The 23,265-nt window shown below is 60.8% G+C and carries 23 protein-coding genes; 14 read left to right on the plus strand and 9 right to left on the minus strand.

All coding sequences use genetic code 11. The features are described 5' to 3' along the window. Positions 1-64: 64 nt before the first annotated feature. Positions 65-937 carry a LysR family transcriptional regulator gene (locus tag AC0ZWN_RS14765; RefSeq protein ID WP_093434080.1) on the minus strand — a complete coding sequence of 291 codons (873 nt, stop codon included), beginning with the start codon at positions 935-937 and terminating at the stop codon, positions 65-67. 281 nt (positions 938-1,218) lie between these two features. On the opposite strand from AC0ZWN_RS14765, the gene AC0ZWN_RS14770 reads away from it, so the two are divergent. Together AC0ZWN_RS14770 and AC0ZWN_RS14775 are read left to right on the plus strand one after the other, a co-directional pair. Continuing rightward, complete coding sequence (locus tag AC0ZWN_RS14770) at positions 1,219-2,544, plus strand: MFS transporter (RefSeq protein WP_093434083.1); 1,326 nt, start codon at positions 1,219-1,221, stop codon at positions 2,542-2,544. Positions 2,545-2,616: 72 nt separating this feature from the next. Further along, complete coding sequence (locus AC0ZWN_RS14775; protein ID WP_093434089.1) at positions 2,617-4,008, plus strand: FAD-dependent oxidoreductase; 1,392 nt, start codon at positions 2,617-2,619, stop codon at positions 4,006-4,008. 105 nt (positions 4,009-4,113) lie between these two features. On the opposite strand, the gene AC0ZWN_RS14780 is transcribed toward AC0ZWN_RS14775, so the two are convergent. Beyond that, entirely contained in the window at positions 4,114-5,505 is a 1,392-nt protein-coding gene (locus AC0ZWN_RS14780; RefSeq protein WP_093434091.1) for a type VI secretion system Vgr family protein, read from the minus strand. Between the two features lie 221 nt (positions 5,506-5,726). On the opposite strand from AC0ZWN_RS14780, the gene AC0ZWN_RS14785 reads away from it, so the two are divergent. Next, positions 5,727-6,431 (plus strand): YebC/PmpR family DNA-binding transcriptional regulator, encoded by a 705-nt coding sequence (locus tag AC0ZWN_RS14785; RefSeq protein WP_099756686.1) that lies wholly within the window; start codon positions 5,727-5,729, stop codon positions 6,429-6,431. 126 nt (positions 6,432-6,557) lie between these two features. On the opposite strand, the gene AC0ZWN_RS14790 is transcribed toward AC0ZWN_RS14785, so the two are convergent. Together AC0ZWN_RS14790 and zapE are read right to left on the minus strand one after the other, a co-directional pair. Continuing rightward, positions 6,558-7,871: a leucine-rich repeat-containing protein kinase family protein gene (locus AC0ZWN_RS14790; protein ID WP_476335542.1), complete on the minus strand. Its 1,314-nt coding sequence runs from the start codon at positions 7,869-7,871 to the stop codon at positions 6,558-6,560. A 217-nt stretch (positions 7,872-8,088) separates the two neighbouring features. Continuing rightward, positions 8,089-9,219 (minus strand): cell division protein ZapE, encoded by a 1,131-nt coding sequence (zapE, locus tag AC0ZWN_RS14795; protein ID WP_476335543.1) that lies wholly within the window; start codon positions 9,217-9,219, stop codon positions 8,089-8,091. A gap of 305 nt (positions 9,220-9,524) precedes the next feature. Here zapE and AC0ZWN_RS14800 point away from each other — a divergent pair, with 305 nt between their 5' ends. The 7 genes from AC0ZWN_RS14800 to AC0ZWN_RS14830 all read left to right on the plus strand — a co-directional run bounded on the left by AC0ZWN_RS14800 (position 9,525) and on the right by AC0ZWN_RS14830 (position 15,951). Further along, positions 9,525-10,028 (plus strand): Csu type fimbrial protein, encoded by a 504-nt coding sequence (locus AC0ZWN_RS14800; RefSeq protein WP_476335613.1) that lies wholly within the window; start codon positions 9,525-9,527, stop codon positions 10,026-10,028. Between the two features lie 99 nt (positions 10,029-10,127). Beyond that, a complete protein-coding gene (locus AC0ZWN_RS14805; RefSeq protein WP_476335544.1) occupies positions 10,128-10,661 on the plus strand; it encodes a Csu type fimbrial protein in 534 nt (177 codons plus the stop codon). A gap of 20 nt (positions 10,662-10,681) precedes the next feature. Then, positions 10,682-11,218, plus strand: coding sequence for a Csu type fimbrial protein (locus AC0ZWN_RS14810; protein WP_064389251.1), 537 nt, complete (start codon positions 10,682-10,684; stop codon positions 11,216-11,218). A gap of 4 nt (positions 11,219-11,222) precedes the next feature. Then, entirely contained in the window at positions 11,223-11,723 is a 501-nt protein-coding gene (locus AC0ZWN_RS14815; RefSeq protein WP_476335545.1) for a Csu type fimbrial protein, read from the plus strand. A gap of 33 nt (positions 11,724-11,756) precedes the next feature. Beyond that, positions 11,757-12,545 carry a fimbrial biogenesis chaperone gene (locus AC0ZWN_RS14820; protein WP_476335547.1) on the plus strand — a complete coding sequence of 263 codons (789 nt, stop codon included), beginning with the start codon at positions 11,757-11,759 and terminating at the stop codon, positions 12,543-12,545. An 80-nt stretch (positions 12,546-12,625) separates the two neighbouring features. Continuing rightward, on the plus strand, positions 12,626-14,983 hold the full coding sequence (locus AC0ZWN_RS14825) for a fimbria/pilus outer membrane usher protein (protein ID WP_476335548.1): 2,358 nt from the start codon (positions 12,626-12,628) through the stop codon (positions 14,981-14,983). Then, positions 14,980-15,951, plus strand: a complete 972-nt coding sequence (locus tag AC0ZWN_RS14830) for a Csu type fimbrial protein (RefSeq protein ID WP_476335550.1) — start codon at positions 14,980-14,982, stop codon at positions 15,949-15,951. Before AC0ZWN_RS14825 ends, AC0ZWN_RS14830 begins: the two co-directional genes overlap by 4 nt. A gap of 137 nt (positions 15,952-16,088) precedes the next feature. Here the strand turns inward: AC0ZWN_RS14830 and AC0ZWN_RS14835 are convergent, their stop codons facing one another. Both AC0ZWN_RS14835 and AC0ZWN_RS14840 read right to left on the minus strand, forming a co-directional pair. After that, positions 16,089-16,844 carry an anti-sigma factor family protein gene (locus tag AC0ZWN_RS14835; protein ID WP_476335552.1) on the minus strand — a complete coding sequence of 252 codons (756 nt, stop codon included), beginning with the start codon at positions 16,842-16,844 and terminating at the stop codon, positions 16,089-16,091. Then, on the minus strand, positions 16,841-17,347 hold the full coding sequence (locus AC0ZWN_RS14840) for a sigma-70 family RNA polymerase sigma factor (RefSeq protein ID WP_007917263.1): 507 nt from the start codon (positions 17,345-17,347) through the stop codon (positions 16,841-16,843). The genes AC0ZWN_RS14835 and AC0ZWN_RS14840 overlap by 4 nt, the downstream gene beginning before the upstream one ends. 156 nt (positions 17,348-17,503) lie before the next feature. Here AC0ZWN_RS14840 and AC0ZWN_RS14845 point away from each other — a divergent pair, with 156 nt between their 5' ends. Together AC0ZWN_RS14845 and AC0ZWN_RS14850 are read left to right on the plus strand one after the other, a co-directional pair. Then, entirely contained in the window at positions 17,504-18,610 is a 1,107-nt protein-coding gene (locus tag AC0ZWN_RS14845; protein ID WP_476335554.1) for a catalase family peroxidase, read from the plus strand. Beyond that, the gene (locus AC0ZWN_RS14850; protein WP_476335556.1) at positions 18,607-19,152 is read left to right on the plus strand and encodes a cytochrome b; all 546 of its coding nucleotides are present in this window, start codon (positions 18,607-18,609) and stop codon (positions 19,150-19,152) included. Before AC0ZWN_RS14845 ends, AC0ZWN_RS14850 begins: the two co-directional genes overlap by 4 nt. On the opposite strand, the gene AC0ZWN_RS14855 is transcribed toward AC0ZWN_RS14850, so the two are convergent. Both AC0ZWN_RS14855 and AC0ZWN_RS14860 read right to left on the minus strand, forming a co-directional pair. Continuing rightward, positions 19,149-20,342: an MFS transporter gene (locus AC0ZWN_RS14855; RefSeq protein ID WP_476335557.1), complete on the minus strand. Its 1,194-nt coding sequence runs from the start codon at positions 20,340-20,342 to the stop codon at positions 19,149-19,151. The genes AC0ZWN_RS14850 and AC0ZWN_RS14855 overlap by 4 nt on opposite strands. Positions 20,343-20,490: 148 nt before the next feature. Further along, entirely contained in the window at positions 20,491-21,642 is a 1,152-nt protein-coding gene (locus tag AC0ZWN_RS14860; RefSeq protein WP_476335558.1) for a M14 family metallopeptidase, read from the minus strand. A 96-nt stretch (positions 21,643-21,738) separates the two neighbouring features. Between AC0ZWN_RS14860 and AC0ZWN_RS14865 the strand changes: the two genes are divergently transcribed. Then, positions 21,739-21,903, plus strand: coding sequence for a hypothetical protein (locus tag AC0ZWN_RS14865; protein ID WP_156685516.1), 165 nt, complete (start codon positions 21,739-21,741; stop codon positions 21,901-21,903). A 219-nt stretch (positions 21,904-22,122) separates the two neighbouring features. Here the strand turns inward: AC0ZWN_RS14865 and AC0ZWN_RS14870 are convergent, their stop codons facing one another. After that, positions 22,123-22,461 carry a DUF6124 family protein gene (locus AC0ZWN_RS14870; RefSeq protein ID WP_093434137.1) on the minus strand — a complete coding sequence of 113 codons (339 nt, stop codon included), beginning with the start codon at positions 22,459-22,461 and terminating at the stop codon, positions 22,123-22,125. Positions 22,462-22,591: 130 nt separating this feature from the next. Between AC0ZWN_RS14870 and AC0ZWN_RS14875 the strand changes: the two genes are divergently transcribed. Then, on the plus strand, positions 22,592-23,251 hold the full coding sequence (locus AC0ZWN_RS14875; protein ID WP_093434139.1) for a LexA family protein: 660 nt from the start codon (positions 22,592-22,594) through the stop codon (positions 23,249-23,251). Positions 23,252-23,265 lie beyond the last annotated feature (14 nt).

The raw sequence follows: 23,265 nt of genomic DNA on the forward strand, positions 1-23,265 counted from the left end.
CTCCCACATTTGGAATGCGTAACCCCTGTGGGAGCGAGCTTGCTCGCGAAGGGGCCATCACGGTTCACACAAGACTCTGGCGGACCATATCGAGAAAGGTCGCCACCACCCGTCGATTGCTTTGCTCGCGCAAGCACACCAGCGTCTCCGTCAACCGTCGGGTGCAGTCGACAATCGGCAACGCGCACACCCGCGAGTCCGCACCAAATTCCGCCGCCGACACCACGCCAACGCCAATCCCGACCACCACCGCCTCACGCGCTGCTTCCCGGCCCTCAACCTGAATCGCCGGACGAATGCGAAATCCGGCCCGGGCCATTTCCTCTTCCAGCGTCTGCCGCGTCACCGAGCCGTGCTCACGCAACACCAGCGGCGTGTCATCCAGGTCTGCCAGGCAGATCGATTCACGCTCGGCCCACGGATGATGGCGCGACACGAACGCGACCATCGGATCATTGCGCAGCGGCACGCACAGCAAGCGCTCATCGCTGACATCGCGGCCGAGCAGCGCCAGATCGGCCTGATAGTTGAACAGGCGAAACAACGATTCATCGGTATTGCCGGTCTCGATCTTCACGCTGATCCCCGGATAGCGCTCGCAGAACCGCGCGATTTGCGGCAGCACGTGGACCGGCGCATCCACTGCCAGAATCAGGCTGCCGGTCTGCAAGGCCTGGGATTCCTGCAACAGTTCCTGTGCTTCGGCTTCAATCACAAATAGGCGCTGGGTGATCGCCAGCAAGCGTTCGCCCAGGTCGGTCAGGCGTACGGAACGTTTATTGCGGTGAAACAGCAAAACGCCAAAACGCTCTTCGAGTTTGCGCACTTGGTCGGATATCGCCGGTTGCGTGAGAAAAAGGCGCTCGGCGGCTTTGGTGAAGCTTCCATGCACAGCCACGGCGTGGAAGGCTTTGAGTTGGGCGTGGGACACCGACATGAAGTCACCTGATCGCTTAGTCAGTAACAAGCTGAGCTTATGTGTGAAATACGATAAATCGATTTTATTTATTAAACAGTAATTGCTTTGATCGGCTCACGCCATCGCTGACTGCCCGCTCGGGCCGCACGGTAGCCATGAGCCTGTGCGTGCAACAACAGGACTCATCTGACCGATATCGCCACAGGGACGGGGTGATATCGCAGTGCTCAACAATAAAAACACAGGCGTTTTTCTTAACGATTCTGCCGGCACACTCACACCCTGAGGTCAGAACCACCATGAACAAGCACATCGGCACCATTGCGCGTTGGCGCGTGCAGATTTTCGCGATTACCTGGCTTGCGTACGCCGCTTTCTATTTCACCCGCAAAGCGTTTTCGGTGGCCAAACTGGGCATCGCCGAAGACCCTACCTTCATGCTCGACAAGATGGCCATGGCCAACCTCGATGCGATTTATCTGGCGGCTTATGCCCTCGGCCAGTTCACTTGGGGCATGCTCGCTGACCGCTTTGGCCCACGGGTCGTGGTGCTCGGCGGTTTGCTGATTTCCGCCGCGGCGGCGCTGGTGATGGGCAGTTACGCGACGTTGCCAATCTTCGCCACCTGCATGTTGATACAGGGCTTGGCGCAGTCCACTGGATGGTCGGGATTGTGCAAAAACCTCGGCAGTTTTTTCCCCTCCCAACAACGCGGGCGAGTGCTCGGGTTATGGAGTTCCTGCTACGCGTTTGGTGGTCTGGTAGCGTCGCCGTTCGCCGGCTGGTGGGCGTATACGTTGGTGGGCACCTGGCACGCGGCGTTCATTTCCAGTGCGGTGGTGGTCGCCGTGGTGGCGGTGTTGTTCTTTATCTTCCAGCGCAACAAGCCGGAAGACGTCGGCTTGCCGGCGGTCGAGCCGGAACCTGAATTGACGGCGGAAGAAACCGAAGCCAACAGCAAGCTCAGCGTCTGGGAGCCCTTGAAGGAAATCCTGCGTAACCGCACGGTGCTGGTGTTGGGCCTGGCGTATTTCATGTTGAAACCGGCGCGTTACGCGATTCTGTTGTGGGGCCCGGTGATTGTCTTTGAACAGATGCCCAGTGTCGGCAAGGTCGGCGCGGCGATCATTCCCACTTCGTTTGAACTGGCCGGGTTGCTCGGGCCGATCCTGATTGGCCTGGCCTCGGACAAACTGTTCGGTGCCCGGCGCATGCCGGCCTGCGTGTTGAGCCTGCTGGCGCTGACCGTGACGCTGGCGCTGTTTATGGCCGCGTTGCATACCGGCAGTGTGTTGCTGGTGGTCGCGCTGCTGTTCGTCATGGGCCTGACTTTGTATGGCCCGGACTCGATGATCAGCGGTGCCGCCGCGATCGACTTCGGCAAAGCCAAGGCCGGCGCCACGGCGGCCGGTTTCGTCAACGGCTGCGGCTCGGTTGGTGCGGTACTTGGCGGTTTGCTGCCGGGTTACTTCGACTCGGTGACGGTGTTCATCGTCTTCGCCGGTTGCGCGCTGTTCTCGGCGCTGGTGCTGATTCCGCACTGGAACAGCCGCCCGGTTGGCGTGATGGAGCCGCGCGCCTCGATCCCCAATTGCCCGCTGACGATCAAACCCCTGCGTTCCTGAAACCCTTGCCTCGTGGCCTGCTGCGACGCTCGCGGCAGGCTGGGTCGTGGCCATCTGACTTGGAGAAACCCCATGAGACCGTTTTGGCTGGAGCAGGCCTTGCAGGCCGACACCTCGCAAACCTGCCCGCCGTTGCAAGGCGAAGTCCGCGCCGATGTGTGCATCGTCGGCGGCGGGTACACCGGGTTGTGGACGGCGATCATGCTCAAGCAACAAAACCCCGAACTCGATGTCTTGCTGATCGAAGCGGACATCTGCGGCGCCGGCGCCAGCGGGCGCAACGGTGGTTGTGCGCTGTCGTGGTCGGCGAAGTATTTCACCCTTGAACGCTTGTTTGGCGTCGAGGAAGCGGTACGTCTGGTCAAGGAATCGGAGCGCAGTATCCACGCGATCGGCGAGTTCTGTGAGCAGTACGGCGTCGATGCCGATTATCGGCTCGACGGCACGCTGTACACCGCGACCAACCGCGCGCAAGTCGGCTCGACCGATGCGGTAATCGCTGCACTCGAGCGCAATGGCATCAACTCATTCACCCAGCGTCCAGTAGCTGATGTGCAGCGCATGGCCGGTTCGAGCAAGCATCTGGAAGGCTGGTTCTCGCCGGCGGCGGCCAGTGTGCAACCGGGCAAACTGGTGCGTGGCTTGCGTCGCGTGGCGTTGCAGTTGGGTGTGAAAATTCACGAAAACACGGCAATGACCGGGCTGGAAGAAGGGCGCCCGGCACGCCTGCAAACACCGAACGGCAGCATTGTTGCCGATCGCGTGGTGCTGGCGATGAATGCGTGGATGGCCCGTGCCTTTCCACAGTTCGAACGCAGCGTGGCGATTGTTTCCAGCGACATGCTGATCACCGAGCCGCGCCCGGATCTGTTGCAGGAAATCGGCCTGACCAGCGGGGTCACTGTGCTCGATTCGCGGATTTTCGTGCACTACTACCACAACACCCCGGACGGCCGGATCATGCTCGGCAAGGGTGGCAACACCTTCGCGTTTGGCGGGCGCATGCTGCCGGTGTTCGATCAGCCATCGCCTTATGCTGGCCTGCTGAAAAACAGCCTCGCCGACTTCTTCCCGGCGTTTGCCGATGTCAAAGTCGATGCCACCTGGAACGGCCCGTCGGATCGCTCGGTCACCGGTTTGCCGTTCTTCGGCCAGATGAGCAGCGCCGGCAATGTGTTTTACGGCTTCGGCTATTCTGGCAGCGGCGTCGGCCCGTGCCACATGGGCGGACAGATTCTTGCTTCGTTGGTGCAGGGCCTGGACAACCCGTGGACCCGCTCGCCGCTGGTCAACGGGCCGCTGGGTTATTTCCCGCCGGAGCCAATCCGCTACCTCGGTTCGTTGATGGTGCGCAACGCCATCCGCCGCAAGGAGCGCGCCGAAGATCACGGGCGGCGTCCTCGGCATCTGGATGTGCGTCTGGCGAAATTCGCTGCGGCGGCGGGCAAGGCTGACAAAGCCTGAAGTACGGCGTGTTGATGCAGGAGCTGCCGCAGGCTGCGATCTTTCGATCTGGTTTTTAAGATCAAAATCAAAAGATCGCAGCCTGCGGCCACTCTTACAAAGGGATCAGCGTGCGCCGCTGTCGAGTAGCCAGTCGAGTAATAGACTGTCACGTGCGGGTGGTTCGCGAGGTGTGGGCTTGCGTGAGTTGCCCAGACACAGAATCGGCCGGTCGGGGTCGCTGTCAAGGAAACTCACCCACACTTCGCTGCCAGCGCAGGGCAGTTCCTCCCGTGCCACTCGGCCATTGGCGCGAGTCATCGCGATGGGCAGCCAGATCGCCTCGTCATCAAGGGTTTGCAGATGTTCCGAGGGCCACAGCCTGACGGCGACCCGACCCTGTTCATCGAGCTGCGCCGGTTGCCCGGCAGGTCCCAGCACCAGCGCCAGGTGATAACCGGCAATGCCTGGACGCGGTTGGTTGAGCGCCGGGCGAAAATCGCTTGACCAGGGCTGGGCGGTAAAATCGTTTTCGTAGCGGTGCAGGGGTGGGGTCGGGTCAAGAATCGACGGATGTTGCCCGTGATGACGTATCGAGGTGAGCCGCCATTGTTCGTTGAAGTGGCTGACCGGATGCGCCGACACTTGCAGCAGTTGTCCACTGAGCAAGCCGATCCGGTCGCTGCGGCCGTTGATCGTGCGATGCTGGCAGCGTTGCCGTTCCAGATGTCGACGGCTGCGTTGTTCGTGGTGTCGTTGTTCGAGGGAAGATGCCTGCGGCAAGGGATTTGCCGTGATGTGGTTGGCGGCCTCGTCGCTGATCGCCCGCTGCCCTCGGTTACGCACGGCATGCAGCGTGGCGACGGGCGCGGCGTGATGATGCTGGTACAGCGAAGTGATGCAGGGAGAAGGCGTTTGCTCACAGGCCTTGAACGGAACCAGTACCGGCGTTTGCGGCAGACTAAGGCTGTCATCGGCAAACACGACAACGTGTCCGTCCATCCGGTGTTCGAAGTGGTAGTGAATGCCTTCCTCCTCGCAAAGCCTGTGCAGCAGCGCCAGATCGCTTTCTTCGTACTGGATGCAAAAAGGCCGGATCGGGTAGCGGCCGACAGTCATTTCAATCCGGTAGCCGTCGGCGGGCAGGGCGTTTTCCGTGAGCAACTGCTGGAGAATCTGCGGCACACTCTGTTGCACGAACACTCGCCGTTTGCTCGGCTGAGCCAGCCTGTGCAAGCGCGGCACGACCGTCACGCGATAGCCGATCCGGTGCGTACCGCGATGTTCGCAACTGGCACTGTCGATCACGCCGTGGATTCCATGATGGTCGTCCAGACGCAGAAAGGCCCGTTGGTGCAGGAATGTGCCCGGCGCCACGGCGGGGGCCAAACCGATCAGTTCGATGTCGAAACGGTAGGGCTGGTTGAGCGCTTCCTCGCCGTGAAAACGCACCACCGGCAGGCACAGACCGCTGTCGGTCAGGGTCAGGGTAAAAGGACTTTCCTTGTCATTGAGCATTCGAACGGGCTCTGTCAGGCAATACGGGCCTGAGAGGGTACGAAACCGCAGCGTTGAATGGTCATGTCAAAGGCGTTTTTCAGAATTCCCCTACAAGCTCTGGTGAAGATGTCGATTCCACATTGCGTTTTTTTGGTCGATTGCCGACTTTAGGCCGTATAAACTTGGCGCCACGCGTCGGCCAATAGATGTCTCGGCGCCACAGATCAAGAGAGTGAGTAATGGGCGCACAGTGGAAGGTTAAACACAAAGAAGCGGCAGCCAACGCCAAAGGCAAGATCTTCGGCAAATTGGTGAAGGAAATCACCATCGCTGCCCGCAACGGTGCCGATACCACCACCAACGCACACCTGCGTCTGGTGGTCGAACAGGCCAAGAAAGCCTCGATGCCAAAAGAAACCCTCGATCGCGCGATCAAGAAAGGCGCCGGTCTGCTGGGTGAAACCGTGCAATACCATCGCGTGACCTACGAAGGGTTCGCCCCGCACCAGGTGCCGCTGATCGTCGAGTGCGTGACCGACAACATCAACCGTACCGTCGCCGAAATCCGCGTGGCGTTCCGTAAAGGCCAACTGGGGGCTTCCGGCTCCGTGGCCTGGGACTTCAACCACGTCGGCATGATCGAAGCTTCGCCGGACACCCCGGACGCCGATCCGGAAATGGCCGCGATCGAAGCCGGTGCTCAGGATTTCGAGCCGGGCGAAGACGGCGCAACGCTGTTCCTGACCGACCCTACCGACCTGGATTCGGTGCAGAAAGCGCTGCCAGAGCAGGGTTTCACCGTGCTGTCGGCCAAGCTCGGCTACCAGCCGAAGAACCCGGTCAGCGGCTTGAGTGACGAGCAGATGGCTGAAGTTGAAGCGTTCCTCGAAGGCCTCGACAACCATGATGACGTGCAGGACATGTTTGTTGGCCTGGCGGGCTGATCGGCTGCGTCAGTGATGGCCTCATCGCGAGCAGGCGCAGGCCTACAGGCCAGGGGTGAACACATCATTTGTGATCACCACCGTCCACTGTAGGAGTGAGCCTGCTCGCGATTGACCGCGCAGCGGTCACAGATCTTCAAGTTGCTTCATGACCTCAGAAAACCCCGGCCGCGCCAGCACATCCGCCTGACAGCAACGTTGCTCCAGTTCCTCAAGAACCCGACGCCGCTCATCACTTAACCCCGAGTCGACGCGCGCCAGCAATTCCCCCAGCAAAACCCCGAACGCACGCACTTCGATGCGTTGCAACGCGCGCGTTTCCAGCGCGTCGTCGACAGCATGGAACGACGCCCCGCCAAAATCCCCGAGCAGGCAATCGCCGCGCTCGTTCAACAGAATGTTGTGCCCGTAGAGATCGCCGTGGGTGATGCCTTGCTGATGCAAGTGTTCGGCTGCCGAAGCGATGCCTTTGGCAATGTTCAGCGCGACCTCGGCACTGAACCGGCAATCATCGGCGTACACATCCCGCGAGCAGGACGCCAGGCTGGGCAGGTCGGCGAGGTTGCGGAACGACGGATCGATCAATTGCATCACCAATCCTTGCTGGCCGTCGGGATGGCCACTGATGCGTCCCTCGACGCGGATCAGATTGGGATGCAGGCCGGCGGTGATACACGCATTCATTTCGTGCAGCGGCGAGCCGTCGCTGGTCATTTCACCTTTGTACAACTTCACCGCAACCGGTATCACCGAACCATCGTCGCGTTGCCAGTTCGCCCGGGAAATCACCCCCGAGGCGCCTTCACCCAGCCGTTGCTCCAGAATTAGCGCAGACCAGGGGATCTGTGCCGTCGCGTCGAGCGCGGCAGCGTCCGCCTCGTTTTCCAGCGGGTTACCGGCGTAGGCCAGCCAGGTCAGGCTCGGCAGCGCGAGCAGCCACTGCGGCAGCTCGGTCAGGCGGTTGGCGGAGATGCGTAACAGCTCCAGACGATGGCAGTTGCTCAGCGAGGGTGGCAGCGCTTGCAGACGGTTGCCGGACAGCATGAGCTTTTGCAGGGCAGGGCGCTCACCGAGTTCGCTCGGCAGGCTTTCAAGGCAGTTGTCGGTCAGAATCAGCCAGCGCAGCTGCGGTGGCAGGGCTGCAGCGGGAACGTTGACGATGCGATTGGCCCTGAAGCCGATCATCGTCAGCGCCGCGCACTGGCCGAGGCAGGCCGGCAGTTCGGTAAACGGGTTGTCGGAGCAGAACAGCACCCGCAGGCGCCTCAGACGGTGCAAGTCATCCGGCAGGCGGCTCAGAGCGTTGCCGCTGAGATTGAGGATTTCCAGGGTGTCGGCCAGATCAAAAATCTCGCGCGGGAATTCGGTCAGGCCACAAGACAGATCCAGTCGAGTGATGCCCGACAACTCGCCGGCACGCAATTGAGCAAGGGTGTGCATGTTGGGGTTCGCTATTGATCATGTGCGCGCCGCTGGGGCGCTGGGAATGGGCGACATGATAACGGCAAAGCGGGTTCCGGGTTTGAGCGGAATGCTGCAAGTGCCATGGAGCCATGTGGGAGCGAGCCTGCTCGCGAAGGCGGAGTGTCAGAAGCTGATGTTTTGACTGATAGGGCGCTTTCGCGAGCGGGCTCGCTCCCACAGGGGAATGGCGTGCTCAGATCGTCCCGTGCACTTCCTGCAACTGTCCCAACCGACTGCGCGTGCGCGCCAGGTCAATGGCATTGCCATCCAGGCTAGCGCACAAGGGCAATCGACCGAGCAGCGTCAGGTGCTTGTCCTGGTCGTACAGCACGTCGATCAGGTTGATGAAGCGTTGTTGCGCGGCGATCGAGCACTCTGCCAGTTCCGGCAGATCATCGATGATCCAGCGGTCGAAACGGCGACACAGTTCCAGGTAATCCATCACCGCCGTTGGCTGCTCGCACAGATCGTTGAAGGTAAAACCGACCCGCCGCTTCTCAAAAAACCGCGCCTGAAACTGCCGGGTGCCGACCGTTAGCGCAACGGCCGGTGCCTCTGCAGGCGGGAGATCCAGGGCCGTGCGTTGTGCTGGCGTGGCCGGCCACACGTAATGTCCCTGGGTGAATATCTGGTGTGCAGAGTGACGCGTCTGGCTGCGGTAATCGTGCGGGCCGCCGACTTCCATCACCTGCATGTGCGTATTGATCAGTTCGATCACCGGTTTGAAGCGGGCGTGATAAAGCGGATTGGGCAGCAAACCTTCAGGCGCATAGTTGGAGGTCACCAGCAGCAGAATCCGTCGTTTGAACAACGCCTTGAACAGCCGGGTGATCAGCATGGCATCGCCGATGTCATGCACATGAAACTCGTCGAAACACAGCACCCGACAATCTTGCAGCAGTTCGTCGAGAGTCACTTCGAGGGCATCGTCCTGCAGGCGATGGCTGAACATGCCCTGATGCAATTGCGCGAAAAACTGATGGAAATGCAGGCGTCGTTTCTGGGTGATCGGCAGCGCCTGGAAAAAGCCGTCGAGCAGCCAGCTCTTGCCACGCCCGACGGCGCCGAACAGATACAGGCTTGGCGCGGTTCGGCTGTTGGCGGCCAACAGCAGACTGGCCTGCTGCGCCATGCACTCGATGACGCGCTGCTGGCTGTGGCTGAGGGTGTAGCCCTGACCGCTGGCCTTGTGTCGGAAGTAATCGCGGATCGACTGGGCGCTGGCGTCATGCCCGGCGCCGGCCGGCAAACCCTTGCCGAACCAGCGGCGCAACGCCGGCCAGCGCTGGATCAGTCGCGATCGTTTCGGCGGGTGGGCAGGCACTGTCGGCGTCTCCGTGTTCGTCAAAACCGGCTCCCGGGAGCGCGGCGATGTAGTGTAACCAGACGCCGAGATGACCAGCCACCGCGACGTGTCGACAGTGGGCGGTTATTGAACAAATTTGTGCGGCACGTACAGCCATTTTTAGCGACATTACTCGCCCCGTTGTCAATCTTTCGAAACATATCCCGGCCGATCCATGGATCCAATCGACTGGCGGAATCGTCGACCGTTGCTAACCTCAATCACAGAAACGACGTCGCAAGCGATCACTGACAAGGAATGGCGCAGTGAATGTATATGGGGTCATGGGGCTGTTGGGTGTGCTCGCTGCGCCTGCCTATTCGGCGGATCTTCAGGTAGAAGTGCGCGTCGATGTGCAACGCGGCTGCCAGTTGATCGGCCAGCAGCGGCAGGCTGGTATCGAGCAATTGGGTGTGCTCGATTTCGGCAGCACCGCGCGCCTCGATGACCCGGCCGGGCCGTTGGCAGCGGCGCTGACCAATCAACGCCTGCCACGGCTGGAGTGCAACCCTGACACGCCGTACCAGATGCGTGTCGACGGCGGCTTGCATGGTGGTGTCGGGGAAGTTCGCTATATGGTCGGTTCAACAGGCAGTACACCGATTCCGTACCGCTTGTACCAGGACGCGGCGCGCCGGGTGCCGCTAGTGGTGGATGTTCCGGTCAGTGGGCGGGTGCCTGACAGCGGCACGGTGGAGCTGCCACTGTACGCGCGGATCGAGCGCCTGGCTGAGGTGCCGCAGGTCAGCCGTTATTCGGATCTGGTCAAGGTGACGGTCACCTGGTGAGCGTGGTTTCAAGGCAGCCGCTGGACGTGGGTGCGCAAGGAAGGCGTTCGATGATGAGCGCGGTGATCGAATCAGCGTAAAGGAGCAGGGACGGGCGCAATGACAGGTAAACACTGGATGGTGGTGGCAGCGGGTACGCTGGCATTGCTCGCAGACGAGGCGCAAGCGGCGGTCAGCGGGCAGATCAATGCGCGGCTGATCCTGATTGCCGGCTGCGAAGTCACCAATACCAGCACACCCGACAGTCCGCTCAGTGCCTTCGGCACCCTCGACTTCGGCCTTCAGGGGCCCACCTGGAACGCGCCGATCAAGGCCAGTCTGGACGGCGACAGCAGCGGCAAACTCAACGTCGCCTGCAACCCCTCGGTCACCGGTTTCACCGTCACCATCGACGGCGGCACCCACGGTGACGGCAATACCCGGCGCCTGAGCAACGGTCGCCAGACCCTTCCTTATCAGCTGTTTGTCGATCCCTCCGGCGTCCGGAGTTACAGCATCGGCCAGCAACACAATTTCGCTGTCACCAGCGGTGCGCAGATACCCATTCCGGTATTTGGCACGGTGGTGGCGAATACCCGTGCGGTACCGGCAGGGGTCTATACCGACACCCTGACGGTGACGCTCGACTGGTAACCCCGTAGAGGACGGACACCATGCGTATGTTTGCATCAAGGATAGGTTTGTCGTTGCTTGGCCTGGCGCTGGTTTCCAGTGCCAACGCCGCCACCACGGTCACCGGCCAGATCACCTCCAGCCTGATTCTGATCAGCAGCTGTCAGGTCAACGGCGCTGGCGGTTCCACCGGGCTGAACTTCGGTGCGTTGAACTTCGGCACTGCCAACAGCCTGTTCACCACCGCCACCGGGCAGGTGTTGGGCGGGGGCGGCGGGGCGTTGTCGATTCTCTGTTCCAGCGGCACCACGCCGACGGTCAAGGTACGCGCGGGCTCCCACGACGGAATGTCACCGGGTGGCACGCGGGCGCTGTACGACGGCGTTGCCAATTACGTGCCGTACGACTTGTACACCGATGCCGGACATTCGCAACTGCTGGCGATTGACGGGACGATCAACCTCGCCGCCAGTACCGGTGTCGCGCAGACAGTGAACATCTACGGTCAAGCGGTTGGCAAGGCCGGTTTGCCGGCGGGGACATACACCGACACTGTCGCCGTCGAACTGACGTTCTGATGCCATGCGCCGCCATGGCTGTGCCGCGCTGCTCCTGCTCTGCGCAGGCAGTGCGCCGCTGCCGCTGACAGCGGCGACGAGCCAGAGCTTTCAGGTCAGTGCCACGGTCATTGCCGGGTGTCTGGTGGTGGGCGGGGTGTCGAACTATGGCGGGCTGAATTTCGGTTCGCGTTCGGCACTGGCCACCGGCACCGTGCAGGTCGCGCTGACGGGTGGGGTGCAATTGCAATGCACGCCGGGCGTGACGCTGAACATGAGCGTTGATGGCGGCCAGTACAACAACAGCGGCCGGCACATGCAGATCAACAGCGGCAGTGCGCGGGTGGCGTATGCGCTGTTTAGTGATGCGGCATACAGCCAGAGCCTGGGCATCGGCCAGAGTGTGGCGGTGGCCTACAGCGATGCGAACAACATCAGCCTGCCGATTTACGGTCAGGTGCAATTGCCGGGCAATCAGCCTGGGGGGACGTACAGCGACGTGTTGCAGGTGCAACTGTCGTGGTAAGGCGAAGTTGAATGGCCGACAAGGAGCAGGTTTATGGGGTCAGTTACGTCACGGCACTCGTTCGTGCGCTGTGCGATGTGGACGCTGGTCATGCTTGGGGCAAGTCAGGCACACGCGGCGAGTTCGGTGCTGATCTGGCCGATCGATCCGGTGCTGGAGGCTGATCAGCAGGCCAGTGCGCTGTGGCTGGAGAATCGCGGCAGTGAAACCGCCAATCTGCAGATCCGCGTGTTCGGCTGGAGCCAGAGTGGTTTCGCCGAGCAATACCAGAACCAGCGCGACGTGATCGGCAGCCCGCCGGTGGCGAAAATCGAGCCGGGACAGAAACAATTGGTGCGTCTGACCCGAACCAAGGAAGTGCCACCGGGGCAGGAACTGGCCTATCGGATCATCATTGACGAAATTCCTTCCGCACAACCCGCGACCGCTGACGGAGGCAAAACCGCCGCAGCGATCCGCTTCCAGATGCGTTATTCGGTGCCGCTGTTTGCCTATGGCGCCGGGCTGTGGAGCAAGGAAGACAGCAGCCGCGCGCGTGATCCCAAGGGTGTCGGCCTGCCGCAATTGAGCTGGCGCACGGTGGCCGTGGACGGCAAGCCCTATGTCGAAGTGCGTAATCAGGGCGCGGTGCATGCGCGACTGACTGACGTGGCAATCAAACAGACAGGGCAGAGCAGACCGCTGGCCGAAGGACTCTTGGGTTACGTCCTGCCGGGGGCGGTAATGCGCTGGCCGGCACCGGAGCCGTTGGCCGGTGATTCGGCGTTGCAGGTGCGGGTGAACGGCGCGCCGCAGGTGCAGAGCATTACACCTGCCAAGTGAGTGAGTCGTAGCGCAGTTATCTGACGTCGGCTAAAGCGGTATCAGGGAGGATTCAGTCCATTGACGGACGTAAAACGGGTATGAGCCCAGGACGGGTTCGTCGTATTCAGCGTCCGTTGTGGCTCATCACCGGCGCGTGTTGCCTGATGTTCGTTCAACCATCCGGGGCCGGCGATCTGCCGCCGCCACCGAGCGGCATGGAGGCCGTGAGTGATGCACAGTTGTTTCTGGAACTGGTGGTCAACCAGATGAATACCGGACGCGTGGTGGCGGTGCAGCAGCGCGACGGGCGCTTGTTCGTGCCAGTGACCGCGTTGCGCGAGACCGGTATGAAACTGCCCGACAGCCTCGGCGCCGAGGTCGATCTCGACAGCCTGGCGGGGCTGCACAGTGATTACGACAGTGTCGGTCAGCGCCTGCTGCTGGACGTGCCGCCGGACTGGTTGCCGGAACAGTTCATCGGCAATCGCCAGGCTTACCCGCGCACCCCGGCGCTGAGCAGTTTCGGCGCACTGTTCAACTACGATCTGTACCTCAACGATACCGACGATGCCGGCACTTACCTGGCGGCGTGGAACGAAGTGCGGCTGTTCGACAGCTGGGGCACATTGTCCAGCACCGGGCAATACCGGCGTACGTTGTCCGGTGATTCGCTCAACACGCTGGACAATGGCTACCTGCGTTACGACACCACCTGGCGTTACTCCGACGACGAGCGAATGCTCACCTACGAGGCCGGTGACGTGATCAGCGGTGCGTTGCCGTGGAGCAGTTCGGTGCGTCTGGGCGGCGTGCAGTTCTCGCGGGACTTTGCCGTACGCCCGGATCTGGTGACTTATCCGTTGCCGCAATTTGCCGGTGAAGCAGCAGTGCCGTCCTCGGTGGACCTGTTCATCAATGGCTACAAGTCGAGCAGCGCAGATTTGCAACCTGGGCCTTATACGCTGACCAATATTCCATTCATCAACGGCGCTGGCGAAGCGGTGGTGGTGACCACCGATGCACTGGGTCGGCAGGTGTCGACCACGGTGCCGTTCTATGTCACCAGCACGTTGTTGCAAAAAGGCTTGAGCGATTTTTCCGTGGCGGCCGGTACGTTGCGCCGCGACTACGGCTTGAAGGACTTCAGTTACGGCCCGGGTGTCACCTCCGGCAGCCTGCGTTACGGCGTCAGCGACAGTTTTACTCTGGAGAGCCACGCCGAAGCGGCCGATTCGCTGACACTGGGCGGCCTCGGCGGCAACCTGCGGCTGGGTAATTTCGGTGTACTCAATAGTGCCCTGAGTCAAAGCCGCTTCGACGGCGAGGGCGGTCAGCAATTGAGCCTGGGCTACCAGTACAGCAATCAGCGCTTCAGCTTTTCCTACCAGCGCCTGCAACGTCACGATCAATATGCCGACCTGACTGTGGTCGACAGCTCCTACATCAGCCTGAGTCGACGCAGCGAACAGGCGACCTTAAGCCTTAACCTTGATCGTTGGGGCAGCCTCGGCGCCGGTTATTTCGATGTGCGCGCGGCGGACGACTCGCGCACGCGGCTGCTCAACCTCAGCTGGAGCAAACCGCTGTGGCGCAACAGCAGTTTTTACCTGTCGGCCAACCGCGAAATCGGCGACAGCAACTGGGCGGTGCAGGCGCAACTGGTGATTCCGTTCGATCTGCGTGGCAGCCTGGCGATCAGCAGCGATCGCAGTAAAACCGGGCAGAGCCAGCAGCGGGTCAACTACAGTCGTGCGGTGCCGACTGAGGGCGGCGTGGGTTTCAACCTCGGCTACGCCAAGGGTGATGGCGCCGATTATCGCCAGGCCGACGTCACCTGGCGGCTGCAATCGGTGCAGTTGCAGGCTGGTGTCTACGGCACTTCCGAGGCTGAAACCCGTTGGGCCGACGCCAGTGGTTCGCTGGTGTGGATGGACCGTCAGGTGTTCGCCGCCAACCGCATCGACGATGCGTTTGTAGTGGTCAGCACCGATGGTTTCGCCGATATTCCGGTGCGCTACGAAAACCAGCAGGTCGGTCAGACCGACAAGAACGGTCATCTGCTGGTGCCGTGGAGCAGCGCCTATTACCGGGGCAAGTATGAAATCGACCCACTGAATCTGCCGGCCAATGTGCGCAGTCCCAATGTCGAACAACGCATCGCTGTAAGGCGCGGTAGCGGATATCTGCTGGAGTTTCCGCTGGCCCGAGTGATTGCCGCAAGCATCGTGCTGGTCGACGCGCAACATCGCGAACTGCCGCTGGGCGCGGGTGTGTTGCATGAGCAGAGCGGTACGCGGACGGTGGTCGGTTGGGATGGGCTGGTGTATCTGGAAAACCTGCAGGCGCAGAACTCGCTGCAGGTCACGCTGGCCGACGGCAAGACCTGTCAGGCGCAGTTCAGCGTCGATATGAATCAGGACCAGGTGCCGCTGATTGGCCCGTTGGTGTGTCAATGATCGGCGCACGCTTGCTTTTGTTGCTGGCGCTGATGCTGCCGGGGGCGGCGCAGGCTGCGTGCTCGGTGGTCAGCACCACGCCGGCAGCGTTCGGTACGCTCAGTTCGATCGCCGTGCGCACGACGTCGCAGCCCAGCTCCACGCTGAATGCAGGTTTGAGCTGTACCGGTTCGCTGCTGTCCCTGCTGACCAGCAACGACCACTTCTGGGGCACCGTTTCTTCGACTCAAAGTGGTCTGGTCGGGCCGACCGGCGATGTCATCAGTTACACGGTCTACGCCAACAACAGCACCAGCTACCCGCTGACGCGTGGCACGGCCTACGACTTTGCGCGCAACGGCATCATCGATGCCTTGGGCCTGCTCAACGGTACAACGCCGAAAACCGTGCCGCTGTATCTCGGCACAACCATTGGCAGCAACGTCGCCGCCGGGGTGTACACCGAGACCCTGAGCATTTTCTGGAACTGGAATTACTGCTCGGGGATTGGTATTGGTTCTATCTGTCTTGGGCGCGACATCGCCAGTGGCACGACCTCGTTGACGGTGAACATGACGGTGTCCAACGACTGCACGATTACTGCGCCGAACATTGCGTTCGGCAGCGCTCCGGTGATCAGCGCGTTCACCCCGGTGACCGGGCAAACCATCAATCTGGCCTGCACCAAGGGCAGTGCCTATACCGTGGGGCTGAGCGACGGGCAGAACGCGGTGAGTGTCGGCGGCCGGCGGCGGATGATTTCCGGGAGCAATTATCTGGCCTACGACATTTTCAAAAGTGCCGGCACCACGCGCTGGGGCAGTGTTGGCGCGGCGCGGCGGGCGAGTACCGATGCCGAGGTCAATCCGGGAAACGGCTTGGGCACGGGCAGCCAGATTTTCAACTACAACGCGAAGATCTACACCGACCAGACCACGCCGCCTGCGGGTACTTATCTGGACAATGTCGTGCTCGACGTAGGTTTCTGAGCCTGACGCTGAACCCTTGTGGGAGCGAGCCTGCTCGCGAATGCGGTGTGTCATTCAGCAACGATGCGACTGATCCAGCGCCTTCGTCGGAACGCCGCCCGGAGCAAGCTCGCTCCCACAGGGGAAAGGTGGTGTTCTCAGAATGGCAGTGATTGCTTGAGCTGTTGCGCCGCCGGTGTATCGACCGGGCTGACCATCGCGTAGTTATAGCCACCACCTGACCAGTACTGGGCCTGCAAATCTCCGTCACTGCGCGTGCCACGCGGCAAAAAGGTGTTCTTCGGCCCCGGCGGGCGCACGTAGAAACTCACCTTGTGGCCACTGCCATCCTCATACATCACCATCGCTGCCGGGCCTTCGTCGGTGCTGAGCAGGCGTCCACTAACCGGTTCAAACCCGGCCGCCTTCAGATCTGGTAAACGACTGGCCCGAGTGAAATAACGATCGAGCCAGCGCTGCATGTCGCCATCACTGTCGACCTTGTAATCGGCTGGCAACATGCCTTGCTGGGCAATCAGGCGATAGGCTTGCAGGGCGTCGGTCATTGGCAACATGGCCGGGCGCACAAGGGTCATTTCCCGGGCCTGCCAGCCACTGAAACCGCCGAGGCTGACCGCGATCAGCAACACCGCAGCACTGGCCAGATGACGACGCGACTGGCGCTGACGGCGCTGGCGAATCATCGCTGGGTCAAGCGCTGGGTTGGCCGGTTGCTGCAACGCGCCGCTGAGTGCCGCGCGCAATTGCTGGGCATCCTGTTGCCAGGCGCGAACCTGCGCCGCTTCGTCCGGGTGACTGGCCAGCCAGGTCTCCAGCACACGCCGGTCGGCGTCGCTGAGCTGGTGGTCGACATAGGCGTGCAGATCACGCTCGGTGGGAGGCAGGCTGATCATTTGAGTATCCGCAAAGAAGGGCTGCTGATTTCGCCGTCGCTGAGTTGGCGCAGGGCCTGGCGGGCGCGGGACAGGCGCGACATCACGGTGCCGATCGGGGCGCCGAGAATCTCGGCGACCTCTTTATAGGAAAGGCCTTCCACTGAAACCATGAGCAGCAGCGCGCGCTGTTCGCTGGGCAGTCGGTCGAAGGCTTGCAGGGTTGACTGAGCGATAACGGTGCGCTCCACCGAGGGTTCGGCATCGTCGCGACCGGTGAAGAATTCGAGCATTCGCGCATAACGCCGCGAGCGCCGGTGGGCGTCGAGAAACTGCCGATAGAGGATCGCGAACAGCCAGGCACGCAAGTCGCCGTCGGCGCGTTTGTCGCCCCAACTCGACAGGGCACGCTCCAGACAGGCCTGCACCAGATCGTCAGCACTGCTGCTGTTGCGCGTCAACGACACGGCAAAGCGGCGCAATCTGGGAATGATTTCTCTCAACTGTTCGTCGAATTCGCTCATGAAATTCTGCTAGTCACTACGCTGTGGACTAGGGAGACGCCCGCCGTTGAAGGTTATTCCACGTTCGGAAAAATAAATACCGTTGTGTGGAATAAACCCGGATGAGGCGCGTCTTGCTGATTCTTCCTACTTGTGGCCATTGGCCTGGAGTCCTTCATGGTTGATCGCACCTCACCCAACGCTTCACCGCCCGGCGGGCCGCAGCGCCCGCCACTGAGTGCCGCGAGCCTGATATTGCGTCTGGGCGGCATTGCCGTGGTAGTCGCTGCGGTGGCCGGGGCGTTTGCCTACGTTCACGGTAACTTCGACCCACAACGCCTGACGCCAAAGGCGCTGGTCGATGTGCTGGAGAAGAACAATGGCGTGCATCCTGGGTTTCGTCGTAATCACGCCAAAGGCGTGTGCGTGATCGGGCATTTCGAAAGCAGTGGTGAGGCACGGGTATTCTCCACCGCGCAGGTGTTCAACGAGCCGCAGACTCCAGTGGTCGGGCGTTTTGCGCTGCCGGCGGGCAATCCCTATGCACCGGACAGCAGCGTGCCGATTCGCAGTCTGGCGTTGCGGTTCACCCAGGCTAACGGGCAGCAGTGGCGCACCGGGATGAACAGCATGCCGGTGTTCCCGGTCGGTACGCCTGAGGCGTTTTATCAATTGCAACAGGCGCAATCACCAGATCCGGCCACCGGTAAACCTGATCCGGCGAAGGTTCCGGCGTTCTTCGCCGCGCACCCGGAAACCGTGCCGTTTTTGACCTGGGTGAAGACAGCCAAACCGTCGGCCAGTTATGCCACCGAAACCTATAACAGCGTCAACGCGTTTTATCTGGTCGACGCCAGCGGTAAAAAACAGGCCGTGCGCTGGAGCATGACACCGTTGGCGCGCGATGCTGCGGGCGCCAGTGCGCCTGAGGGCGGCGATTTTCTCGAGAAAGATCTGGTGCAACGGTTGTCGTCTGCACCGCTGCGTTTTCAGTTGAATATCACTCTGGCCAATCCCGAGGATCCGGTGAACGACGCCAGCAAGACCTGGCCCGAGGGGCGCAAAGTGTTGAACGCCGGTACGCTGGTGCTGGAGAAGACCCAGCCGCAATTGAGCGGCGAATGCCGGGACATCAACTATGACCCGCTGGTGCTGCCGGCCGGGATTCAAGGTTCCGACGACCCGTTGCTCGCGGCGCGTTCCGCCGGTTACGCCAATTCCTACTTGCGTCGCACCAGCGAAGTCAGTCAGTTGCCCGCCGCCAAACAGGAGGCTCGTCCATGAGCACTCAACCGACGCATTTCGCCCTGTTGGCGCGGCTGCTGCACTGGCTGATGGCGCTGATGATCATCGCCATGCTGTTTATCGGCGCCGGCATGGTCACCTCGGTGTCTGAGCGGCATGAATGGCTGATCCATCTGCACAAACCGTTGGGCATTGCGATTATGGCGCTGGTGATCGTGCGTTTGCTGGTGCGGCTCACCACGCGCCAGCCACCGTTGCCCGCCGATCTGCCGGGCTGGCAAGTACTGGCGGCCAAGGCGTCCCATCTGCTGCTTTACGCGTTGATGCTGGTGTTGCCGTTGCTCGGTTGGGCGATGATCAGCGCTTCTGGTGAACCGGTGATGCTCAGCACAACGTTGCAGTTGCCAGCGATCGTTCCGGCCGACGCGCAGTTGTTCGCGTTTCTGCGCAAGGCTCACGGGTATCTGGCCTATCTGCTGTTCTTGACGGTGCTGCTGCACCTGGCGGCGGCGCTGTTTCATGGCTGGGTCCGCCGCGACGAGGTGCTCGACAGCATGTTGCGTGGTCGCGATCGCAGCTAACCCGTTTGCGTGGCGCATCGTAGCGATGCGCCGCGCAAACGGGTCAGCCACCAGTACGCCAGCGCCACGGCGTTGATGCCGGCGCCGAGCAGGCACACGCCGATCCAGCCGGCCCACGCGTACATCGCGGTCGAGCCGATGGAACCGAGCGCGCTGCCGATCGAGTAGAACAGCATGTAACCGGCGGTGAGACGGCTTTGCGCTTTGGGGCGCACGCTGTAGATCATGCTCTGGCTGGTGACGTGCACGGCTTGCAGACCCAAGTCCAGGGTGATTACGCCGAGCAGCAATGCCCACAGCGAGGATTGAGTCAGGGCGATCGGCAACCATGAGGCGAGCATCAGTAACAGCGACAGACCGCTGACCCATTGCCCGAGTCCGCGATCAGCCAGATGCCCGGCCCGCGCGGCTGCCAGTGCACCGGCAGCACCTGCGAGTCCGAACAGACCGATTTCACTGTGCGACAACGACAACGGTTGCGCGGCCAGCGGCAGCACCATCGGCGTCCACAGCACCATCGCACTGGCGAAAGTCAGCAATGCGAGGATCGCGCGTTGGCGCAGTACCGGTTCTTCTTTGAACAGGCTGAATACTGAGGCGATCAGGGCGGCGTAAGTCGTAATCGGTTGCGGAACCTCATCCTTCGGCAGAACACGCAACAGCAGCAACGCCATCAACAGTGTCAGCCCGGCTGACAGAACGTAAATCGCTCGCCACCCAGCCAAATCGGCCATACCGCCGGCAACCGTGCGTGCCAGCAAGATGCCGACAACGATGCCGCTGGTGACCACCCCGACCACGCGCCCGCGTTGGGCCGGGATTGCCAGCGTCGCGGCATAAGCTACCAAGACCTGCGTCACTACCGCGAGCAGCCCTGTCAAGGTCATGCCAAGCAGCAGCCACGCACTGTTGGGCGCCAGCGCGATCATCAACAGCGCCGCTGCCGACAGCAGGGTTTGAGTAACGATTAATCGGCGTCGATTGAGCAGATCACCGAGAGGGACCAGTAGCACCAGTCCGATGCCGTAGCCGATTTGCGTCAGGGTGATGACAATGCCGATGGTCGCCGGCGACATCGCAAACGCCTCGGCCATCGCGTCCAGCAATGGCTGGGCGTAATACACATTGCCCACGGCCAGACCGCAGGCCACGGAGAAAAGCAAAACGGCACTGCTCTTTAGAGGTTTCATTTCCCGCATCCTTTTAGGTTTCAAAATAAAACCTAGAGTACGCTATTGATTCGGGTTTTATTTTGCAACCTGTTTGCGCGAGATGGTGAATGGCGGAAAGCAAAAGATCGCAGACAAGCTGCGATCTTTTACAGAACGGAGGAGGGGATCAGCGCAGAGTATCAACCATGTCAGCGATGGTGGTCAGCACGTCTTTGCCCAGCTGTTTAGAGCGTTTACCCGACCAGCCGGTGACCTTGTCGGGATGGTCGTCGTGATCCTTGAACGGCATTTCCAGGGTCAGCGACAGGCAGTCGTATTTCTGGCCGACGCTGTTGCACGCCAGGGTCATGTTGGCCTGGCCCGGTTCGTCGCGGGTGTAGCCGTACTTGGTCTGGAAATCTTTGGTGGTGTGTTTCAGGTGATTGCGGAAATGCTCTTCGAGCTTCTCGATACGCGGCGTGTAGCCCGGATTGCCTTCGCAACCGGCGGTGAATACGTGAGGAATGGTTTCATCGCCATGGGCGTCCAGGAACAGATCGACGCCGTACTTTTCCATTTGCTGCTGGACGAAGAGCACCTCGGGACTGATCTCCTGGCTGGCGTTCTGCCAGGCCCGGTTCAAATCCTGGCCCATGGCGTTGGTGCGCAGATGGCCATGGAACGCGCCGTCCGGATTCATGTTCGGTACCAGGTACAGATCGGCACTGGCGAACAGCTTGTTCAGCACCGGATCATCGTGCCTTTCCAGGCGCTCGATCACGCCTTCCATGAACCATTCGGCCATGTGCTCGCCGGGATGTTGCTGAGCGATGATCCAGATCTTGCGCTGGCCTTCAGCGCCAGTGCCTTTGCGCAGCAATTGAATGTCGCGACCTTCGACACTTTTACCAGTCGCCAGTAATTCGGTGCCGGCCTTGCTCAGCGCCTGCTCGATCAGCCAGTCGTGACGGCCACGGCTATAGGGTTCGAAGTAGGCGAACCAGGCATGGGTCTGCGTGGCCTCGAGGCAAAAGCGCAGGCAGTCGCCCTCGTAAATAGTCGGCACGCGGAACCAGTTGACGTGATCGTAGGACGCTACGGCCTGATAACCGGGCCAGCCCTTGCTGTACGTGGATTGGCTGGCATTGTTCAGGCGGAACCAGTGTTCCTGGCCGACATGCAGGCCGCTGGCCTTGAAGTGAAACCACTGGAAATGCGCGCTGCGAGTATCTGGACGAATGGCCAGAACCGGATTGAGTGGATTGCTGATGTCGATGACTTGGATGTTGCCGCTGTCGAAGTTGGCGCTGATGTCGAACGAAGATTTGGCCACGGTCATAATCGATTCCTGAATATGATTTTTATGGCCGTTACTGTACACGCAGGCAGGGCTGAAACCGAGGGGAATTGCGGTGTGTGGCGGGGGGCGTCCTCCATGACGCGCAAGCAGCTTAGAGACTGTGCGATTGATTCTCAAGTGCTAATTGGCATTAGTTTGCCCCAATGCGGCCGGGCTTCGCTTGCCAACCAATATTCTTTTGATATTATCCGCGCCATCGAATTTGCAGCACCTAAAGACTTCATTAGCCTGAAGCCATAAGCCTGAAAAACGGGCAAAAAAAAGACCCGGCAAAAAGCCGGGTCAAAAACCGTGATTAGCCTGATGAGGAGATAGTCCAGAAGACCGACCTAAGGTCTCTGGTCCATCGACTGATCTCGCGACCAGTTGCTTGCAATAATAATCATTATCATTTGCAAGTCAAATGTTTTTACCTGCTCGATTGGAAAATTCTTTCCCGTCCGCCCGCACTTCCGTTTCTCAGGCTTCATCGCCATCGAGTGAATGGTCGACCATCGCCCGCGCCATATCCACCATATGTACCACTGAAAATGCCAGATCGCGACTCGCGCCTTGCAGGTTTTCGGCTGCCTTGAACGCCGTGGCTGCGGCGCAGCGCAACAGGTCCGAGGCGTGCACCAGGGCTTCCTCGCCACTGAGATGGCGCCTGACATCGAAAAAACGCTCGTCGACCTCAGGTTCTGACACAGCTGGTTTCAAGTAATAGTCCAGCGCGCGTTGCGCCGCCGCATTGCCTTGGGGCGAGGTGAAGGTGGTGTCCATTTGCAGATCGGGCAAGTCTTTGCTGCTGATATTCATGATGAGGGGGCACTCCTTGGTCGATTGAAAATCCGTGTCTTCAGAATAGTACTATATGTAGTTGTGACGAGAATTTAAATACTACAATATGTGTTTTGCTGGCCGAAGGCGTCCACGTAAGGTGCTGCACATGGATAAATGGATTGAGTTGGTCAAGGCCAAGATGAGTGAACTCAAAATCACTCAAACAGAGCTCGGAGAGCGCGTCGGCATGTCCCAGGGCGGGATCGGCCATTGGCTGAACAAGCGTCGCGAACCCGGTATCACTGAAATGAACCGGGTGCTGCAAGCGCTGGGCATGGATTTCCTCGAAGTGGTGCTGGTGATCCGTGAACCGCAACCCACGTCCGAGGACGAGATGCCGCTGGCGCAGAAGTACAACCCGTACTTCCGTTACCCGGTCAGCGATTGGCAGACGACGTGCGAAGTGCGTGAAAGCGATCCGGCGTCCTACGACAAGGCAGCAGGCAAGCAGCGCTTCGAATTGACGGATTACCACGCGCGCGGCCCGGCGTTCTGGTTGACGGTGACGGGAGATTCAATGACCGCACCCAGTGGCCAGAGCATTGCCGAAGGCATGCTGATTCTGGTCGACCCGGCCGCCGAAGCGCTGCCCGGTAAACTGGTGATCGCCCAGTGGCCCGACAGTACGGAGGCGATTTTTCGCAAACTCGACGAAGAGGGCGGCCAGCGTTACCTGGTGCCGCTCAATCCGACATGGCCGAAAGCCCTGCTGACCGATGAGTGTCGAATCATCGGTGTTGTGGTGCAGGCAACGGCGCGTTACTAGTCAGATCGATCCTC

It is taken from the genome of Pseudomonas sp. 3B-A001-10F (assembly GCF_056313565.1).

What these genes read in the sequence shown, in the direction of transcription:
- AC0ZWN_RS14810 (WP_064389251.1), top strand. Translation starts at nt 10,682, where the DNA reads ATGCGTATGTTTGCATCAAGGATAGGTTTGTCGTTGCTTGGCCTGGCG.
- AC0ZWN_RS14800 (WP_476335613.1), top strand. Translation starts at nt 9,525, where the DNA reads ATGGGGCTGTTGGGTGTGCTCGCTGCGCCTGCCTATTCGGCGGATCTT.
- AC0ZWN_RS14770 (WP_093434083.1), top strand. Translation starts at nt 1,219, where the DNA reads ATGAACAAGCACATCGGCACCATTGCGCGTTGGCGCGTGCAGATTTTC.
- AC0ZWN_RS14820 (WP_476335547.1), top strand. Translation starts at nt 11,757, where the DNA reads ATGGGGTCAGTTACGTCACGGCACTCGTTCGTGCGCTGTGCGATGTGG.
- AC0ZWN_RS14790 (WP_476335542.1), bottom strand. Translation starts at nt 7,871, where the DNA reads ATGCACACCCTTGCTCAATTGCGTGCCGGCGAGTTGTCGGGCATCACT.
- AC0ZWN_RS14835 (WP_476335552.1), bottom strand. Translation starts at nt 16,844, where the DNA reads ATGATCAGCCTGCCTCCCACCGAGCGTGATCTGCACGCCTATGTCGAC.
- AC0ZWN_RS14780 (WP_093434091.1), bottom strand. Translation starts at nt 5,505, where the DNA reads ATGCTCAATGACAAGGAAAGTCCTTTTACCCTGACCCTGACCGACAGC.
- AC0ZWN_RS14865 (WP_156685516.1), top strand. Translation starts at nt 21,739, where the DNA reads ATGACGCGCAAGCAGCTTAGAGACTGTGCGATTGATTCTCAAGTGCTA.
- AC0ZWN_RS14825 (WP_476335548.1), top strand. Translation starts at nt 12,626, where the DNA reads ATGAGCCCAGGACGGGTTCGTCGTATTCAGCGTCCGTTGTGGCTCATC.
- AC0ZWN_RS14870 (WP_093434137.1), bottom strand. Translation starts at nt 22,461, where the DNA reads ATGAATATCAGCAGCAAAGACTTGCCCGATCTGCAAATGGACACCACC.
- AC0ZWN_RS14805 (WP_476335544.1), top strand. Translation starts at nt 10,128, where the DNA reads ATGACAGGTAAACACTGGATGGTGGTGGCAGCGGGTACGCTGGCATTG.
- AC0ZWN_RS14815 (WP_476335545.1), top strand. Translation starts at nt 11,223, where the DNA reads ATGCGCCGCCATGGCTGTGCCGCGCTGCTCCTGCTCTGCGCAGGCAGT.
- AC0ZWN_RS14785 (WP_099756686.1), top strand. Translation starts at nt 5,727, where the DNA reads ATGGGCGCACAGTGGAAGGTTAAACACAAAGAAGCGGCAGCCAACGCC.
- AC0ZWN_RS14855 (WP_476335557.1), bottom strand. Translation starts at nt 20,342, where the DNA reads ATGAAACCTCTAAAGAGCAGTGCCGTTTTGCTTTTCTCCGTGGCCTGC.
- AC0ZWN_RS14830 (WP_476335550.1), top strand. Translation starts at nt 14,980, where the DNA reads ATGATCGGCGCACGCTTGCTTTTGTTGCTGGCGCTGATGCTGCCGGGG.
- AC0ZWN_RS14840 (WP_007917263.1), bottom strand. Translation starts at nt 17,347, where the DNA reads ATGAGCGAATTCGACGAACAGTTGAGAGAAATCATTCCCAGATTGCGC.
- AC0ZWN_RS14845 (WP_476335554.1), top strand. Translation starts at nt 17,504, where the DNA reads ATGGTTGATCGCACCTCACCCAACGCTTCACCGCCCGGCGGGCCGCAG.
- AC0ZWN_RS14850 (WP_476335556.1), top strand. Translation starts at nt 18,607, where the DNA reads ATGAGCACTCAACCGACGCATTTCGCCCTGTTGGCGCGGCTGCTGCAC.
- AC0ZWN_RS14860 (WP_476335558.1), bottom strand. Translation starts at nt 21,642, where the DNA reads ATGACCGTGGCCAAATCTTCGTTCGACATCAGCGCCAACTTCGACAGC.
- AC0ZWN_RS14775 (WP_093434089.1), top strand. Translation starts at nt 2,617, where the DNA reads ATGAGACCGTTTTGGCTGGAGCAGGCCTTGCAGGCCGACACCTCGCAA.
- AC0ZWN_RS14765 (WP_093434080.1), bottom strand. Translation starts at nt 937, where the DNA reads ATGTCGGTGTCCCACGCCCAACTCAAAGCCTTCCACGCCGTGGCTGTG.
- AC0ZWN_RS14875 (WP_093434139.1), top strand. Translation starts at nt 22,592, where the DNA reads ATGGATAAATGGATTGAGTTGGTCAAGGCCAAGATGAGTGAACTCAAA.